Below are 15,416 nucleotides of genomic sequence, written 5' to 3' on the forward strand. Positions count from 1 at the left end.
GATCAATCCCACTGCGGCGCGATGCCTTTGGGGCTGGTCAGGCGATGGCCGCGATCCAGGGTGCCGATCAGCGCCATGTCGGCATCGCTCAGGGTCAGCGCCGTGGCGCCGAGGTTGCCTTGCAGGTTGGCGCGTTTGGTCGACGATGGAATCACCGCGTAACCCGACTGCATCGCCCACGCCAGGGTGACCTGCGCCGGGGTGGCTTGCAGACGCTCGGCGATTTGCACGATCAGCGGATCCTTCAGCACTTCGCCGTAGGCCAGGGTCATGTACGACGTGATCTGAATGCCCTGACGCCGGGCGAATTCCACGACCTTGCGGTTTTGCAGGTATGGGTGCAGTTCGATCTGGTTGGTGGCGATATTTTCCGCACCAACCGCAGCAATCGCCTGTTTCATCAGGTCGATGGTGAAGTTGGACACACCGATCTGCCGGGTCAGGCCCAAGCGTTTGGCTTCCAGCAGCGCGCCCATGAATTCTTCGACCGACACCTGATCTTCCGGCGACGGCCAGTGAATCAGTGTCAGGTCGAGGTAGTCGGTCTGCAGCTTTTGCAGGCTCTCCTTGAGGCTTTCGATCAGCCGGTCCTTGGCGAAGTTGGCGATCCAGATCTTGCTGGTGATGAACAGTTCTTCACGGGCGATGCCGCTGGCAGCGATGGCCTCGCCAACGTCAGCTTCGTTTTCGTAGATCTGTGCGGTGTCGATGACCCGGTAACCGAGCTCAAGGGCAGTGCTCACCGAATCGATGACCACCTGACCTTGCAGGCGAAACGTACCAAGACCGAAAACGGGAACAGACATGCAGGAACTCCAGGGTTGCAGTGGGAATGGGCAGGAGTATCCGCGTCTGATTCCTTGGGAAAAACCGCTGTCGGGGCAAAGTACTGTTGACTGAAAGTCACGAATCACGATCGGTAGTCGTCCCATCAGTAGAACGATGAGGCCGATTTTGGCTGACTAGTGCTAAATACGTGGCGAATTTATGATCGGTCCATGATCAACCTGATGACGGAGTCCACCATGAAAAACCTTATCGGTATCTACACCAGCCCTCGCGGCCACTGGGTCGGCGATGGGTTTCCGGTGCGTACCCTGTTTTCCTACGACAACCTGGGCAAGCACATCAGCCCGTTCCTGCTGCTGGATCACGCCGGGCCCGCGCAATTCACCCCGACCACCGAACGCCGTGGCGTGGGTCAGCATCCGCACCGTGGTTTCGAAACCGTGACCATTGTCTACGAAGGCGAAGTGCAGCACCGCGACTCCACCGGCAGCGGCGGCACCATCGGCCCGGGGGATGTGCAGTGGATGACGGCGGCTTCCGGCATCCTGCATGAGGAATTCCACTCGGAAAACTTCGCTAAAACCGGCGGCAATCTGGAAATGGTGCAGCTGTGGGTCAATCTGCCGGCCAGGGACAAAATGGCCGCGCCGGGTTACCAGACCATTCTGGACAGTGATATCCCGAATATCGCGCTCAAGGACGGTGCCGGCAGCCTGCGGCTGATCGCCGGTGAGTTCGACGGCCACAAAGGTCCATCCCGCACGTTCACGCCTATCGATGTCTGGGATCTGCGGCTGAACAGCGGCAAGTTGCTTTCGCTGGATCTGCACGAAGGCCGCAACACTGCGTTGGTAGTGTTGAAGGGTTCGCTACAGATCAACGGTGTGGAGTCGATGCGCGAAGGTCAGTTGGCGCTGTTCGAGCGCGATGGCGATCGCATCACCCTTGAAGCCAGCCAGGACACGGTAGTGCTGCTGCTCAGCGGCGAGCCGATCGACGAACCGATCGTCGGCCACGGCCCGTTCGTGATGAACACCGAGCAGGAAATCCATCAGGCTTTCGCCGACTTCCAGTCCGGCCGCTTCGGCCAGATGCACGGCTGAAAATCCCGGCAGGTGCCACGTGCGCCTGCCGGTTTTTTTTGAGCGCGCGCAGTGGCGCTCATCCCGCCAAATCAATTACTCCTACACTGAGCCCAATCTGTGCGATCTTCTCGCGACTGGCCCCTGTCGGAGTTGTTTGATGCTGTCTCTGCTCACCGATCATCCGTTGTTTTGCGCCTTGATCCTGATCCTCATCGATCTCGGTCTGTGGCGTCTGATCAGCTCCCACGGCAGCGCGTGGAAACTGTTGGTGCGGGTGCTGATTTTTGCCCTGTTCAGCATTTTGCTGTTCAACGAAGGGCTCAACCCGATGGAGCCTGCGCCGTGGGCCGACAACGTACCGTTGCATCTGGCGGCGACCGGTTTGCAGATCGGCTGGTGGCTGTTCGGTGCGCGCACCCTGACGGTGTTGATCGGCGCGGTGATGATGCAGCGGGTCGGGCACACCGGGCGGTTGTTGCAGGATCTGCTGGGCGCGGTGATCTTCCTGATTGCGATCATCGCAGCGCTGGCCTACGTGCTGGACCTGCCGGTCAAAGGCGTGCTGGCAACGTCCGGGGCGTTGGCGATCATCGTCGGTCTGGCGTTGCAGAGCACCTTGAGTGACGTGTTTTCCGGGATCGTGCTCAACACCACCAAGCCTTATCAACTGGATGACTGGATTTCCATCGACGGCACCGAAGGCCGGGTCACCGACATCGACTGGCGTGCCACGCGCCTGCAAACCAGTCAGGGCAGCATGGCGGTCATCCCCAACTCGCTGGCGGCCAAGGCCAAGATCATCAACTTCAGCCGGCCGAGCAATATGTTCGGGGTTGCCGTCAGCGTGCAGGTCAGTCCCCATGCGCGGCCCAGTTCGGTGATCGATGCCCTGGAACGGGCGATGCAGGGTTGTCGCCAATTGCTGGAGAGCCCCGCGCCGAGCGTCGCGCTGAAGAGCTCCAGCAGCGCCGGCGCCGAATATGAAATCAGCGGATTCGTCGCCTCGATGAGCGAAAAGCGCGTGGTGCGCAATCAGCTGTTCGACCTGGCGTACCGGCACCTGCAAGCGTCCGGGGTCAATCTGCTGTCGAGCGATGAGCCGGGCATGCCGAGCAATCTCTCGCGCCCCCGGTCGCTGCTCGACAGCTCGCCGATTTTCTCCACGCTGCGTCAGGAAGAGAAGGAAACCTTCAGCCAGAACATGACCCTGCAGACCTTCCGTGCCGGCGAGATGATTCTCGCGGGCGGCGAAGTCAGCGATCACCTGTTCATCATCGAGTCCGGCGTGGTCTCGGTGACGCTCAAGCGCCACGGCACGCCGTTCGAGTCCGGGCGGATGGGCCCGGGTGAGGTGATCGGCGAGGCGGGGATTCTGTCCGATACGTCATTGCCGGCCGACTTCTCCGCCAAGACCTTCTGCGCGCTGTACCGCATCGAGAAGTCTTATCTCAAGCCGTGCCTGGATGCCCGTCACGACATCAACGATGCGATGCAGGCGCTGCTCGATTTCCGACTGCACAAGGCGCAATCCCTGACGGAAGAAACGCCGGTGGCGGTGCCGAAAAAAGGTTTCCTGCAATGGCTGCGCAACCGCGTCTGAGCGCTCAGCCCAGGCCGTAATCCGCCAGTTTGCGTTCCAGGTTCTGGCGCACCTGCGGCCATTCGTCATCAATGATGCTGAAGCGCACCGAGTTGCGCTTGCGGCCGTCCGGCATGATCCGTTCGTGGCGGACGATGCCTTCCTGTTGTGCGCCGAGGCGCAGGATCGCGTTGCGCGACTTCTGGTTGTTTTCGTCGGTGGTGAACTGCACGCGCACGCAATCGAGCACCTCGAACGCGTGGCGCAGCATCAGGTACTTGGCCTCGGTGTTGACAAAGGTCTTCTGAAAGCGTGCCGAAATCCAGCTGCTGCCGATCTCCAGCTTGCGGTTGAGCGGGTCGATCTTCCAGAACCGGGTCGAGCCGATCACTTCGCCGGTTTCCTTCAGCACGATGACAAACGGCATGACCGTCCCTGCCTCGCGGCCGTCGAGGGCCTTTTTCAGGTAAGCGTCGACGGTGGTGGCCGACGGCACCACGGTGACCGTCAGATTCCACAGTTCACCGTCAGCGGCAGCGTGGAGCAGGGCATCGGCGTCGGTGTATTGAAGCGGGCGCAGGATGATGCCCTGGCCTTGCAGCGTGGTTTGCATGTGGGGATTCTCGGCGATCGGGCGAGGGCTTATTACGCCGTACGGGAAGGATCCGACGCAACCGTCGCGGTGGGCGGATGTCACAGTTTTTATCGGTGAATGGCAGGAACCCGGACGATGAAAAAAATGCGCATTGCCACGTTCAACGTCAACGGCCTGCGGGCTCGACTGCCGAATCTGCTGGAGTGGCTCAGGCGCGAGCAGCCGGACATCGTCTGTTTGCAGGAACTCAAGCTGGTGGACAGCGCATTTCCTGCCGCCGATCTGGAGGCCGCCGGTTATGGCGCCATCTGGCACGGTCAGGCGTCATGGAACGGCGTGGCGATTCTTGCCCGCGATGCGCAACCGCTGGAGAGCCGGCGCGGGCTGCCCGGCGATCCCGACGATAAACACAGCCGCTACCTCGAAGCGGCGGTGCACGGCGTGTTGGTGGGGTGCCTGTATCTGCCCAATGGCAACCCGCAACCGGGGCCGAAGTTCGACTACAAACTGGCCTGGTTCGAGCGCCTGATCAAATACGCCAGGGATCTGCAAAGCAGCGATCACCCGGTGGTGCTGGCCGGCGATTACAACGTGGTGCCCACCGATCTGGATATCTACAACACCCGTTCGTGGCTCAAGGACGCGTTGTTGCAACCGGAGAGCCGCGAGTGCTATCAGCGCCTGCTGGAACAGGGCTGGACCGATTCGTTGCGGCATCTGTATCCCGAAGACCGGCTGTATACGTTCTGGGATTATTTCCGCCAGCACTGGCAGAAGAACTCCGGGCTGCGGATCGATCACCTGCTGCTCAATCCGACCCTGAGCCCTTATCTGCACGAGGCCGGTGTGGATGCCTGGGTGCGCAACGAACCGCATGCCAGCGACCACGCGCCGACGTGGATTCGCATCGATTCGCGTAAAAGACGCTAGCAGCTGATTGGTTAATTCAATTGTCGATTCGATGCCCGGATCCCGTATACATGGCGACCATCGGCGGAACGATCCGCGCCCCCATGCAAAAGGACCCGGCAATGAGCGAGCCACGCCTGACGAATCTCCAACAGTACCTGCAACGCCTGGGCTTCGATGCGCCCCCGGCACCGACCCTTGAAACCTTGCGTCTGTTGCAACTGCGCCATACCGGCGCCTTTCCTTTCGAAAACCTGTCGACACTCAGCGGCGAACCCGTCCTGATCGATCTGCCCTCCATCGAACGCAAAGTTTTGAGCGGCGCCCGGGGCGGTTACTGCTACGAGCTGAACAATCTGTTTCTGGCCTTGTTGCTGGAGCTGGGGTTCGATGCGCGGGGCATCAGCGGGCGTGTGGTCATGAACCAGCCAGAGGGCAGCTGGACGGCGCGCACTCACCGCTTGAGCCTGGTGACCATTGACGACGTGCGTTACATCACCGACGTCGGCTTCGGCGGCATGGTGCCGACCGCGCCGCTGTTGCTCGATACAGAAGCCGAGCAATCCACGCCGCACGAACCGTATCGCATCGAAGTGCAGGCCGATGGCTACATGCTGCGGGCCAGGGTCGCCGGCGAATGGAGGCCGATGTACCTGTTCGACCTGCAACGTCAGGAAGACATCGATTACACCCTCGGCAACTGGTACGTCTCGACTCACCCGGACTCGCCATTTGCCCAGCGCCTTATGGTCGCGCGTACCGGCGACGGCTGGCGACGCACACTGAACAACGGCAGTTTCGCCATCCACCGCATCGGTGCCGAGAGCGAGCGGCGTGAAGTGATGGATGTCGATGAACTGATCGAACTGCTGGAAAAGGAGTTCGGCCTGAGCTTGCCGCACCAGCCCGGTGCGCGCGAGGCGCTGGCGCGCTTGATTCAGCCGGTTTGAAACCTAAGGTTTTGCCTCCGGCTACAGCACCCGCCGTATCTCGTTCACGGCTGCCGACAGTTTTTTCTCGAGGCTCTTGAGGTCGGTAGCGGTGATGCCTTGCTTGAATTGTCCGCTGGAATGCTCGGGTTCATCGGTTGCGCCACGGCTGCCAAGCAATGCGTGGCGCAGGGTGTTGTTGATTACCGTCTGATAGCCGTAGCCCTCGCTTTCAGCGGCCTCGCGCGCGGCTTCGATCACCGCGTCATCGAGCATGATGGTGATGCGGGTCTTGCCCTTGGCGGGCGCGATGGCGCCGCGTTTACCCTGGCTGAAATCGTATTCGTCCTTCATTGATCACCTCTGCGCAAATTTGCCATCGCTCGTCGGGCTCGAATGCGTTGGCAGCATTCTTGCTTTTGTCGAACTGAATCTTGAATGACTTCATTATGCATACTTTATATGTATAAAAAGGGTGCGGCCGCGCCGTCGGTCGCCATGAACACTTCAGCCTAGGTGGATAAAACGTGAGGTTAGTTGACGATGTATTGCCGGATTTGTGGGGGATGAAAGCAGCGGGATAGAAGGTTGGGTGGCTAGCTAACCATTATGTGACTGATAAGTTGTATACAAGTCTATGGACATTTGTCCTGACTCTTGCATACAGTGTGCGCATAACAAAAACCAGGGAACTCCCCCACCATGAAAACGCCCCATGTTTCACACCAACGGCCCGAGGACGAGAATCTCGGGGTCGGCGCGAATATGGCTTACGGCCTGCAACACGTTCTGACCATGTATGGCGGTATCGTCGCGGTGCCGCTGATCATCGGTCAGGCCGCCGGGCTTTCGCCGGCGGACATCGGTCTGTTGATTGCTGCTTCATTGTTTGCGGGGGGGCTGGCCACGTTGCTGCAAACCCTGGGTTTACCGTTTTTCGGATGTCAGTTGCCGCTGGTGCAGGGCGTGTCGTTCTCCGGCGTTGCCACGATGGTGGCGATTGTCAGCAGTGGCGGGGAGGGCGGGTTCCAGTCGGTGCTTGGCGCCGTGATTGCGGCGTCGCTGATCGGCTTGCTGATCACGCCAGTGTTCTCGCGAATCACCAAGTTCTTCCCGCCGCTGGTCACGGGTATCGTGATCACCACCATCGGCCTGACGCTGATGCCGGTGGCCGCACGCTGGGCCATGGGCGGCAACAGTCACGCGCCTGATTTCGGCAGCATGCAGAACATCGGTCTGGCGGCGGTCACACTGGTGCTGGTGTTGCTGCTGAGCAAGGTCGGCAGCTCCACCATCTCGCGTCTGTCGATCCTGTTGGCCATGGTGATCGGCACCGTGCTGGCGGTGTTCCTCGGCATGGCGGACTTCTCCAGCGTCACCCAGGGCCCGATGTTCGGCTTCCCGACGCCGTTCCATTTCGGCATGCCGACCTTCCACTTCGCTGCGATCCTGTCGATGTGCATCGTGGTCATGGTGACCCTGGTGGAAACCTCGGCGGACATCCTGGCGGTCGGTGAAATCATCGGCACCAAGGTCGACTCCAAACGCCTGGGCAACGGCCTGCGGGCGGACATGCTGTCGAGCATGTTTGCACCGATCTTCGGCTCGTTCACCCAAAGCGCCTTCGCCCAGAACGTCGGGCTGGTGGCGGTGACCGGGATCAAGAGTCGTTATGTGGTGGCGACCGGCGGTATCTTCCTGGTGATCCTCGGCTTGCTGCCGTTCATGGGCCGGGTCATCGCAGCCGTGCCAACCTCGGTACTCGGCGGCGCCGGTATCGTGCTGTTCGGCACCGTGGCAGCGAGTGGTATCCGTACGCTGTCCAAGGTCGATTACCGCAACAACGTCAACCTGATCATCGTCGCCACCTCGATCGGCTTCGGCATGATCCCGATTGCCGCACCAAACTTCTACGATCACTTCCCGAGCTGGTTCGCGACCATTTTCCATTCGGGCATCAGCTCGTCGGCGATCATGGCGATCCTGCTGAACCTGGCGTTCAACCACTTCACGGCGGGTAACTCGGACCAGCAGTCGGTGTTTGCGGCGGCAGAAGAGCGGACCCTGCGTTATCGCGATCTGGCCGCGCTGCGTGAAGGCGACTACTTCAGCGACGGCAAACTGCATGACTGCGACGGCAACGAAGTGCCGGTGATCGATCCGGATGCGGATCACGGTCATGGCGCACCGAAGGCACATGCCAAGAGCAGCGAGCACGTCTGACCGCTGTATGTGAATGAAAAGGGCCGATCAGTTGCGAAACTGATCGGCCCTTTTTCTATGGCGTCGCTTTTTTCAGCGCCCACAAAAAAGCCCCTGAATCTTTCGATTCAGGGGCTCTGTATTTGGCTCCACAACCTGGACTCGAACCAGGGACCCAGTGATTAACAGTCACTTGCTCTACCAACTGAGCTATTGCGGAATTGGTGCGTATGTTACTGATTTAAAAAGACTAGTCAAGCGCCAGTTGTAAATTTTCTGGAAAGATCAGGACGGACGTTGGTCTATCGGCAATTGGCGGTTACCAGAACCGTAGCAGAGGTCTACCATGGCCGCCCGGAAGTGGTCACACGCGCTGCCGGCCATTCGCCGAAAAGGTACGCGCCATGAATAGCCCCATCCTCACCCGTCGTCCTGTCGAGGTGTTCGCATGAGCACCGCACAGATCAGCCTGCCCAAAGGCGTCGGCCCACACGCCGAAAAGCTTTTCGACGCGATCACCCAGGCCGCCACGGTTGAAGAGCTGAACCGTGCAGGCGGCAAGGCCGAAGGTTTTGTCCTCGGTCTGGAAAGCACCAAGGCGATCAAGAGTCAGATCGCCGAATCGCTGTATGTTGTTTATGACGACGCAGCAACTCAGCGTGCAGCGGAACTGGCTTAACCGCCGAACGTGAAGGTGCCGAGCATCAGTTTGGCGTACAGCATCGTCGCGCCCAGTTGCACCAGCCACAGCGCCAGCCCGCCGAGAAACACCCCGGTCGCGACTTGCAGCACCAGGTTGTTGCCGCGTTTGGCCGGGGTGCGGGGGATGAAGTCATCCAGATCGTCGCGGTCGGCGCGCAGGTCATCGTTTTTCATGTCGTCTCTCTGAAATATCGTCTGTGTGCAGTCTAGAGGGTATGGCGGCTTTTCTTCAGACAAATAAAAACGGGAAGCCCGAAGGCTTCCCGTTTTCAGTGCAGCGCCGGATCAGATGACCTGAACGATGGCGTCCGTCACGGCTTCGATATTGCTCTGGTTCAGCGCGGCGACGCAGATGCGGCCGGTGTCCAGGGCGTAGATGCCGAACTCGTTGCGCAGGCGGTGAACCTGTTCGGTGGTCAGTCCGGAGTAGGAGAACATGCCGCGCTGACGACCGACGAAGCTGAAGTCACGCTGCGGGGCTTTCTTCGCCAGCAGAGCAACCATCTGGTCGCGCATGCCGCGAATGCGCAGGCGCATTTCAGCCAGTTCGGCTTCCCACTGGGCGCGCAGTTCCGGGCTGTTCAGTACGGCGGCAACGATGCTTGCACCGTGGGTCGGCGGGTTGGAGTAGTTGGTGCGGATCACGCGTTTGACTTGCGACAGGACGCGGGCGCTTTCTTCTTTCGATTCGCTGACGATCGACAGCGCACCGACGCGCTCGCCGTACAGCGAGAACGACTTGGAGAACGAGCTCGACACGAAGAAGGTCAGGCCGGATTCAGCGAACAGACGCACGGCAGCGGCGTCTTCGGCGATGCCGTCACCGAAACCCTGGTAAGCCATGTCGAGGAACGGCACGTGACCTTTGGCCTTGACCGCTTCCAGCACGTTGTTCCAGTCCGCCGGGCTCAGGTCGACGCCGGTCGGGTTGTGGCAGCAGGCGTGCAGCACGATGATCGAGCCGTTCGGCAGGGCGTTGAGGTCTTCGAGCAGGCCGGCACGGTTCACGTCGTGGGTGGCGGCGTCGTAGTAGCGGTAGTTCTGCACCGGGAAACCGGCGGTTTCGAACAGCGCGCGGTGGTTTTCCCAGCTCGGGTCGCTGATCGCCACAACGGCGTTCGGCAGCAGTTGCTTGAGGAAGTCGGCACCGATTTTCAGTGCGCCGGTACCGCCGACGGCCTGGGTGGTGACAACGCGGCCAGCAGCCAGCAGCGGCGAATCGTTGCCGAACAGCAGCTTTTGCACGGCCTGGTCGTAGGCAGCGATGCCGTCGATTGGCAGGTAGCCGCGGGAAGCGTGCTGAGCGGCGCGAATGGTTTCGGCTTCGATGACGGCGCGCAGGAGTGGAATTCGCCCCTCTTCGTTGCAGTACACACCCACCCCGAGGTTGACCTTATTGGTCCGGGTATCGGCGTTGAATGCTTCGTTGAGGCCCAGGATTGGATCGCGGGGTGCCATTTCGACAGCGGAGAACAGGCTCATTTTTACGGCAGCTCTATTGGAGAGTGGAGGGACGTGTGGCGCTCCAGCCGAATGCACTAGAGCGGTGCACAAACGGGGAGCTAGTATAGAGGCCATCATCGATCAATGGCGACAGGCGAATCGGCTTTTAAGGTAAGTTTTTCCGATTATTTCTCGACCGTTAGTCGAATGAACCTGTCGGAGACTTTACCGGATGTAGGACGTTTGCCTTGAAAGGCGAGGCAATCGGCTCCACATTCAGCACAATCTTCGTTTTTCCTTGCGCGACATCGGTCGTTTGCGGTCTTTCTCGTGGTGCTGCGGTTTGCCCGCAGCGTTGCGATTCCAGAGGTGTTTATGTCTGAATTCCAGCTCGTCACCCGTTTCGACCCCGCCGGCGATCAACCCGAAGCCATTCGCCAGATGGTCGAAGGCATCGAAGCCGGGCTGGCGCACCAGACGCTGCTCGGGGTGACCGGGTCGGGCAAGACCTTCAGCATCGCCAACGTGATCGCCCAGGTGCAGCGTCCGACCCTGGTGCTGGCGCCGAACAAGACCCTGGCCGCGCAGTTGTACGGCGAGTTCAAGTCGTTCTTCCCGAACAACGCCGTCGAGTACTTCGTTTCCTACTACGACTACTACCAGCCCGAAGCCTACGTGCCGTCGTCCGACACCTTCATCGAGAAAGATGCGTCGATCAACGACCACATCGAGCAGATGCGTCTGTCTGCGACCAAGGCATTGCTCGAGCGCAAGGACGCGATCATCGTCACCACGGTGTCGTGCATCTACGGTCTGGGCAGCCCGGAAACTTATTTGAAAATGGTCTTGCACGTCGATCGCGGCGACAAGCTTGATCAGCGTGCGCTGGTGCGGCGCCTGGCCGACCTGCAATACACCCGCAACGACATGGATTTCGCCCGTGCGACCTTCCGGGTGCGCGGCGATGTGATCGACATTTACCCGGCGGAGTCCGACCTGGAAGCAATCCGCATCGAGTTGTTCGATGACGAAGTAGAGAGTATTTCCGCGTTCGACCCGCTGACCGGCGAAGTCATCCGCAAGCTGCCGCGCTTCACGTTCTACCCGAAGAGCCACTACGTGACGCCCCGGGAAACCCTGCTCGACGCCATCGAGGGGATCAAGGTCGAGTTGCAGGAGCGCCTGGAATACCTGCGCAACAACAACAAACTGGTCGAGGCCCAGCGCCTGGAGCAGCGCACCCGGTTCGACCTGGAGATGATCCTCGAACTCGGCTACTGCAACGGCATCGAAAACTACTCGCGCTACCTGTCCGGGCGCCCGGCCGGTGCGGCGCCACCGACGCTTTACGATTACCTGCCGGCTGACGCTTTGTTGGTGATCGACGAATCTCACGTCAGCGTCCCGCAAGTCGGCGCGATGTATAAGGGCGACCGTTCTCGCAAAGAAACCCTTGTGGAATACGGCTTCCGACTGCCCTCGGCGCTGGACAACCGGCCGATGCGCTTCGACGAGTGGGAAGGGGTGAGCCCGCAGACGATTTTCGTCTCGGCCACGCCCGGCAACTACGAAGCCGAACACGCCGGCCGGGTGATCGAGCAAGTGGTGCGCCCGACCGGTCTGGTCGACCCGCAGGTTGAAGTGCGCCCGGCGCTGACTCAGGTTGACGATCTGCTCTCGGAAATCACCAAGCGTGTGGCGGTGGAGGAGCGAGTGCTGGTCACCACGCTGACCAAGCGCATGGCCGAAGACCTGACCGATTACCTGGCCGATCACGGTGTGCGCGTGCGTTATCTGCACTCTGACATCGACACCGTCGAGCGGGTCGAAATCATCCGCGACCTGCGCCTCGGCACGTTCGATGTGCTGGTGGGTATCAACCTGCTGCGTGAAGGCCTGGACATGCCGGAAGTGTCGCTGGTGGCGATTCTCGATGCGGACAAGGAAGGCTTCCTGCGTTCCGAGCGTTCGCTGATCCAGACCATCGGCCGTGCGGCGCGTAACCTCAATGGCCGGGCGATTCTCTACGCGGATCGCATCACCGGTTCGATGGAGCGGGCGATTGGCGAAACCGAGCGCCGTCGCGACAAGCAGATCGCCTTCAACCTGGCCAACGGCATCACGCCGAAGGGTGTGTTCAAGGACGTCGCCGACATCATGGAAGGCGCCACCGTGCCCGGTTCGCGCAGCAAGAAGCGCAAAGGCATGGCCAAGGCCGCCGAAGAGAACGCCAAGTACGAAGCCGAACTGCGCTCGCCGAGCGAGATCACCAAGCGCATCCGCCAACTGGAAGAGAAGATGTACCAGCTGGCCCGCGACCTGGAGTTCGAAGCAGCGGCGCAGATGCGCGACGAAATCGCCAAGCTGCGTGAGCGTCTGTTGGCCGTCTGATCTCTATCGCCTGATCTGGCCCTATCGCTGGCAAGCCAGCTCCCACAGGTTACTTTGGTGTTCACACGTTTTGTGTACGCCATCAATCCCTGTGGGAGCTGGCTTGCCAGCGATAGGGCCGGTGCATGCACCGCAAAAATCAGTGAGACTCCCCGGCCTTCAGTCCGGCGGGCAATTTCTTGGTCAGCAAAATCGCCAACATGCTGACCCCCAGCGCAATCCCGACAAAATGAAACGCGTCGTTGTAGGCCATGATCAGCGCCTGCTGATGGACAATTTCGCTCAGCTTGCCCAGTGCCGCCGTGTCACTGCCGAAACGATCGGTCATCGACGCCAGACGTTCGGCCACCTGCGGATTGGTCGGCACCACCGCTTCGCGCAGGTAATCGAAGTAGGTCTTGGTGCGCGCATCCAGCAGCGTCGCGAGCAGGGCGATGCCGATGGCGCCGCCGAGGTTGCGCAAAATATTGAACAGACTCGACGCAGAGCCCGCGTCCTGCGGCAGGATGTACGCGGTGGCGATCAGCGAAATGGTCACCATGATCAGCGGCTGACCCAGCGCCCGGATGATCTGGATCTGATTGAACTGCGGCCCGGCAAAGTCCGGGTTGAGCACCCCGGATGAAAAACTGGCCAGCCCGAACAGCCCGAAACCAATCGTGCACAGCCATTTCGGCGAGACGAATTTCATCAGCTTCGGCACCAGCGGAATCAGAAACAGCTGCGGCACGCCCATCCACATGATCACTTCGCCGATCTGCAGGGCGTTGTAGTTCTGGATCTGCGCCAGGTACAGCGGCAGCAGATAGATCGAGCCATACAGCCCGACGCCCATGCCGAGGCTGGAAATGCTCGACAGGCCGAAGTTGCGGTTGCGCAGGATCCCGAGGTTGATCAGTGGATTGGGCTTGGAAATCTGCACGATCACAAAGGTGATCAAACTCAACAGGGCGATGCTGCCCAGCGTCACGATCAGGCTCGATTCCAGCCAGTCCTTGCGATGACCTTCTTCAAGAAAAACCTGCAGGCAACCGAGTCCGACGCCCAGCGTGAGAATGCCGGTGTAGTCGGTGCTTTTCAGCAGCTCCCAATGCGCTTCTTTCTTCTCCAGGCCGTACATCAGCCCGGCGATCATGATCAGTCCCGGCGGGATGTTGATATAGAAGATGTATTCCCAGCCCCAGTTCTCCGTGAGCCAGCCACCGAGGGTCGGGCCGATGGACGGGGCGAAGGTGGCGGTCATGGCAAACATCGCCATGCCTTTGGCACGGTGGTGTTCGGGGAGTTTGATCAGGGTCAGGGTGAAGGCCAGCGGGATCAGCGCGCCGCCGGTGAAGCCCTGCATGGCGCGAAAGACGATCATGCTCTCCAGGCTCCAGGCCATCGAGCAGAGCAACGAAGAAATCAGAAACCCCAGCGATACCCACACAGCCAGCCGCCGTGCAGAAAGCAGCTGAACCAGCCAGGCGGTCAGCGGGATCATGATGATTTCCGCCACCAGATAAGAGGTGGAAATCCACGAGCCTTCTTCCAGGGTCGCCGACAGGGCGCCCTGAATATCCTTGAGCGAGGAGTTGGTGATCTGGATGTCGAGCACCGCCATGAAAGCGCCGAGCATCACGCTCATCACCGCGATCCAGTCCCGCCGGGTCGGCTCGCCGACCGGGCGGATCAGTGAATCACCGGCCATTGTCAGGGGCGTCTTTGATATTCACGGTGGCGGTGACGGACATGCCCGGACGGATCTTGCCGTGCAGAGGGTTATCGGCTTTGAAGGTCAGTTTGACCGGAATCCGCTGCACGACCTTGGTGAAGTTGCCGGTGGCGTTGTCCGGCGGCAACAGGCTGAACTGCGCGCCAGAGGCGGCGAACAGGCTGTCCACTCGTGCTTCGATCGGCGTATCGCCGTAGGCGTCGAAAAGCAGTTCGGCCTTCTGGCCCGGCTGCATGTGGCCGATCTGGGTTTCCTTGAAGTTGGCTTGCACCCAGATGTCTTCGTCCGGAACGATCGACAAAAGATAGGCGCCAGCCTGTACCACTTGACCATTACGGGCGGCGCGCTGGCCGATCAGACCGCTGATCGGCGCGTGGATTTCGCTGCGGGTCAGGTTCAGTTCGGCCTGGGCGAGGTCGGCGCGGGCGTTGGCAATCTGTGCGTCGAGGCGTTTGATCTCGGCGGTCAGCGCGTTGACCTGCTGGCGCTGGCTTTGCGCATCGGCCTGGGCCTTGGCCACTTGCGAGCGGGCGATGTGGGCGTCGGCGGAGAGGGTAGTGACGCGCTCCTCGGAGACGTAGCCGGGTTTGCGCAGGGTTTCTGCCCTCGACAAATCCACCTGCGAGCGGCCGAGTGTGGCCTGGGTGGTGGCTACTTGCGCGTCGCTGGCGGCGATGAGGCTGGCTTGCTGGGTCAGTTTGCTCTGGGCTTGCAGGCGCTCGGCCTCGCGGGTGGCCAGAGCGGCGTTGGCGCGATCCACGGCGAGGCGGAAGTCATCGCCTTCGAGACGGATCAGCAACTGGCCTTTTTCCACGTGCTGGTTGTCCTGCACCAGTACTTCGTCGATACGCGCGCTCAACTGGCTCGACACGCGGGTGATTTCACCCTGGACATAGGCGTTGTCGGTGCTTTCATAAAAGCGTCCCTTGAAAAACCAATGGGCGAAAAAGCCCCCGGCAATCAGCAGGACGAGCAGCAGGAAAATGAACAGGCGACGCTTGAGTTGGGCAGGCATGGGCAAACTGTAGTCGAGGAATTGTAAGGAAAGTTATCAGCAGGCGAATCTGGCATACAGCCG

At 60.5% G+C, this 15,416-nt stretch carries 14 protein-coding genes and 1 tRNA gene; 7 read left to right on the forward strand and 8 right to left on the reverse strand.

Features of this window, described 5'->3' with window-relative positions:
* Nucleotides 1-2: 2 nt before the first annotated feature.
* Complete coding sequence (gene dkgB, locus IHQ43_RS09730) at nucleotides 3-806, reverse strand: 2,5-didehydrogluconate reductase DkgB (protein ID WP_192564172.1); 804 nt, start codon at nucleotides 804-806, stop codon at nucleotides 3-5.
* A gap of 219 nt (nucleotides 807-1,025) precedes the next feature.
* Between dkgB and IHQ43_RS09735 the strand changes: the two genes are divergently transcribed.
* The gene (locus IHQ43_RS09735) at nucleotides 1,026-1,892 is read left to right on the forward strand and encodes a pirin family protein (protein ID WP_192564173.1); all 867 of its coding nucleotides are present in this window, start codon (nucleotides 1,026-1,028) and stop codon (nucleotides 1,890-1,892) included.
* Between the two features lie 139 nt (nucleotides 1,893-2,031).
* On the forward strand, nucleotides 2,032-3,474 hold the full coding sequence (locus IHQ43_RS09740; RefSeq protein WP_192564174.1) for a mechanosensitive ion channel family protein: 1,443 nt from the start codon (nucleotides 2,032-2,034) through the stop codon (nucleotides 3,472-3,474).
* A gap of 4 nt (nucleotides 3,475-3,478) precedes the next feature.
* On the opposite strand, the gene IHQ43_RS09745 is transcribed toward IHQ43_RS09740, so the two are convergent.
* Nucleotides 3,479-4,066: a GNAT family N-acetyltransferase gene (locus IHQ43_RS09745; protein WP_192564175.1), complete on the reverse strand. Its 588-nt coding sequence runs from the start codon at nucleotides 4,064-4,066 to the stop codon at nucleotides 3,479-3,481.
* Nucleotides 4,067-4,183: 117 nt separating this feature from the next.
* On the opposite strand from IHQ43_RS09745, the gene IHQ43_RS09750 reads away from it, so the two are divergent.
* On the forward strand, nucleotides 4,184-4,978 hold the full coding sequence (locus tag IHQ43_RS09750) for an exodeoxyribonuclease III (RefSeq protein WP_192564176.1): 795 nt from the start codon (nucleotides 4,184-4,186) through the stop codon (nucleotides 4,976-4,978).
* Between the two features lie 101 nt (nucleotides 4,979-5,079).
* On the forward strand, nucleotides 5,080-5,907 hold the full coding sequence (locus IHQ43_RS09755; RefSeq protein WP_192564177.1) for an arylamine N-acetyltransferase family protein: 828 nt from the start codon (nucleotides 5,080-5,082) through the stop codon (nucleotides 5,905-5,907).
* A gap of 21 nt (nucleotides 5,908-5,928) precedes the next feature.
* On the opposite strand, the gene IHQ43_RS09760 is transcribed toward IHQ43_RS09755, so the two are convergent.
* A complete protein-coding gene (locus tag IHQ43_RS09760) occupies nucleotides 5,929-6,240 on the reverse strand; it encodes a BrnA antitoxin family protein (protein ID WP_192564178.1) in 312 nt (103 codons plus the stop codon).
* A 348-nt stretch (nucleotides 6,241-6,588) separates the two neighbouring features.
* Here IHQ43_RS09760 and IHQ43_RS09765 point away from each other — a divergent pair, with 348 nt between their 5' ends.
* Nucleotides 6,589-8,109, forward strand: a complete 1,521-nt coding sequence (locus IHQ43_RS09765; RefSeq protein ID WP_192564179.1) for a nucleobase:cation symporter-2 family protein — start codon at nucleotides 6,589-6,591, stop codon at nucleotides 8,107-8,109.
* A 123-nt stretch (nucleotides 8,110-8,232) separates the two neighbouring features.
* Here IHQ43_RS09765 and IHQ43_RS09770 read toward each other — a convergent pair.
* A tRNA-Asn gene (locus tag IHQ43_RS09770) sits at nucleotides 8,233-8,308 on the reverse strand.
* A 228-nt stretch (nucleotides 8,309-8,536) separates the two neighbouring features.
* Here IHQ43_RS09770 and IHQ43_RS09775 point away from each other — a divergent pair.
* Nucleotides 8,537-8,767, forward strand: coding sequence for a hypothetical protein (locus IHQ43_RS09775; protein WP_192564180.1), 231 nt, complete (start codon nucleotides 8,537-8,539; stop codon nucleotides 8,765-8,767).
* Here the strand turns inward: IHQ43_RS09775 and IHQ43_RS09780 are convergent.
* Both IHQ43_RS09780 and IHQ43_RS09785 read right to left on the reverse strand, forming a co-directional pair.
* Nucleotides 8,764-8,964: a hypothetical protein gene (locus IHQ43_RS09780; protein ID WP_192564181.1), complete on the reverse strand. Its 201-nt coding sequence runs from the start codon at nucleotides 8,962-8,964 to the stop codon at nucleotides 8,764-8,766. The genes IHQ43_RS09775 and IHQ43_RS09780 overlap by 4 nt on opposite strands.
* Before the next feature lie 111 nt (nucleotides 8,965-9,075).
* Entirely contained in the window at nucleotides 9,076-10,272 is a 1,197-nt protein-coding gene (locus IHQ43_RS09785; protein WP_192564182.1) for an amino acid aminotransferase, read from the reverse strand.
* Between the two features lie 336 nt (nucleotides 10,273-10,608).
* Here IHQ43_RS09785 and uvrB point away from each other — a divergent pair, with 336 nt between their 5' ends.
* A complete protein-coding gene (gene uvrB, locus IHQ43_RS09790) occupies nucleotides 10,609-12,624 on the forward strand; it encodes an excinuclease ABC subunit UvrB (protein WP_007956424.1) in 2,016 nt (671 codons plus the stop codon).
* A gap of 139 nt (nucleotides 12,625-12,763) precedes the next feature.
* Here uvrB and IHQ43_RS09795 read toward each other — a convergent pair whose 3' ends face one another.
* Nucleotides 12,764-14,314 (reverse strand): MDR family MFS transporter, encoded by a 1,551-nt coding sequence (locus IHQ43_RS09795; protein WP_482082713.1) that lies wholly within the window; start codon nucleotides 14,312-14,314, stop codon nucleotides 12,764-12,766.
* Nucleotides 14,304-15,353, reverse strand: a complete 1,050-nt coding sequence (locus IHQ43_RS09800; RefSeq protein ID WP_085607876.1) for an HlyD family secretion protein — start codon at nucleotides 15,351-15,353, stop codon at nucleotides 14,304-14,306. The genes IHQ43_RS09795 and IHQ43_RS09800 overlap by 11 nt, the downstream gene beginning before the upstream one ends.
* Between the last annotated feature and the right edge of the window lie 63 nt (nucleotides 15,354-15,416).

The organism is Pseudomonas gozinkensis, from assembly GCF_014863585.1.
Lineage (GTDB): Bacteria > Pseudomonadota > Gammaproteobacteria > Pseudomonadales > Pseudomonadaceae > Aquipseudomonas > Aquipseudomonas gozinkensis.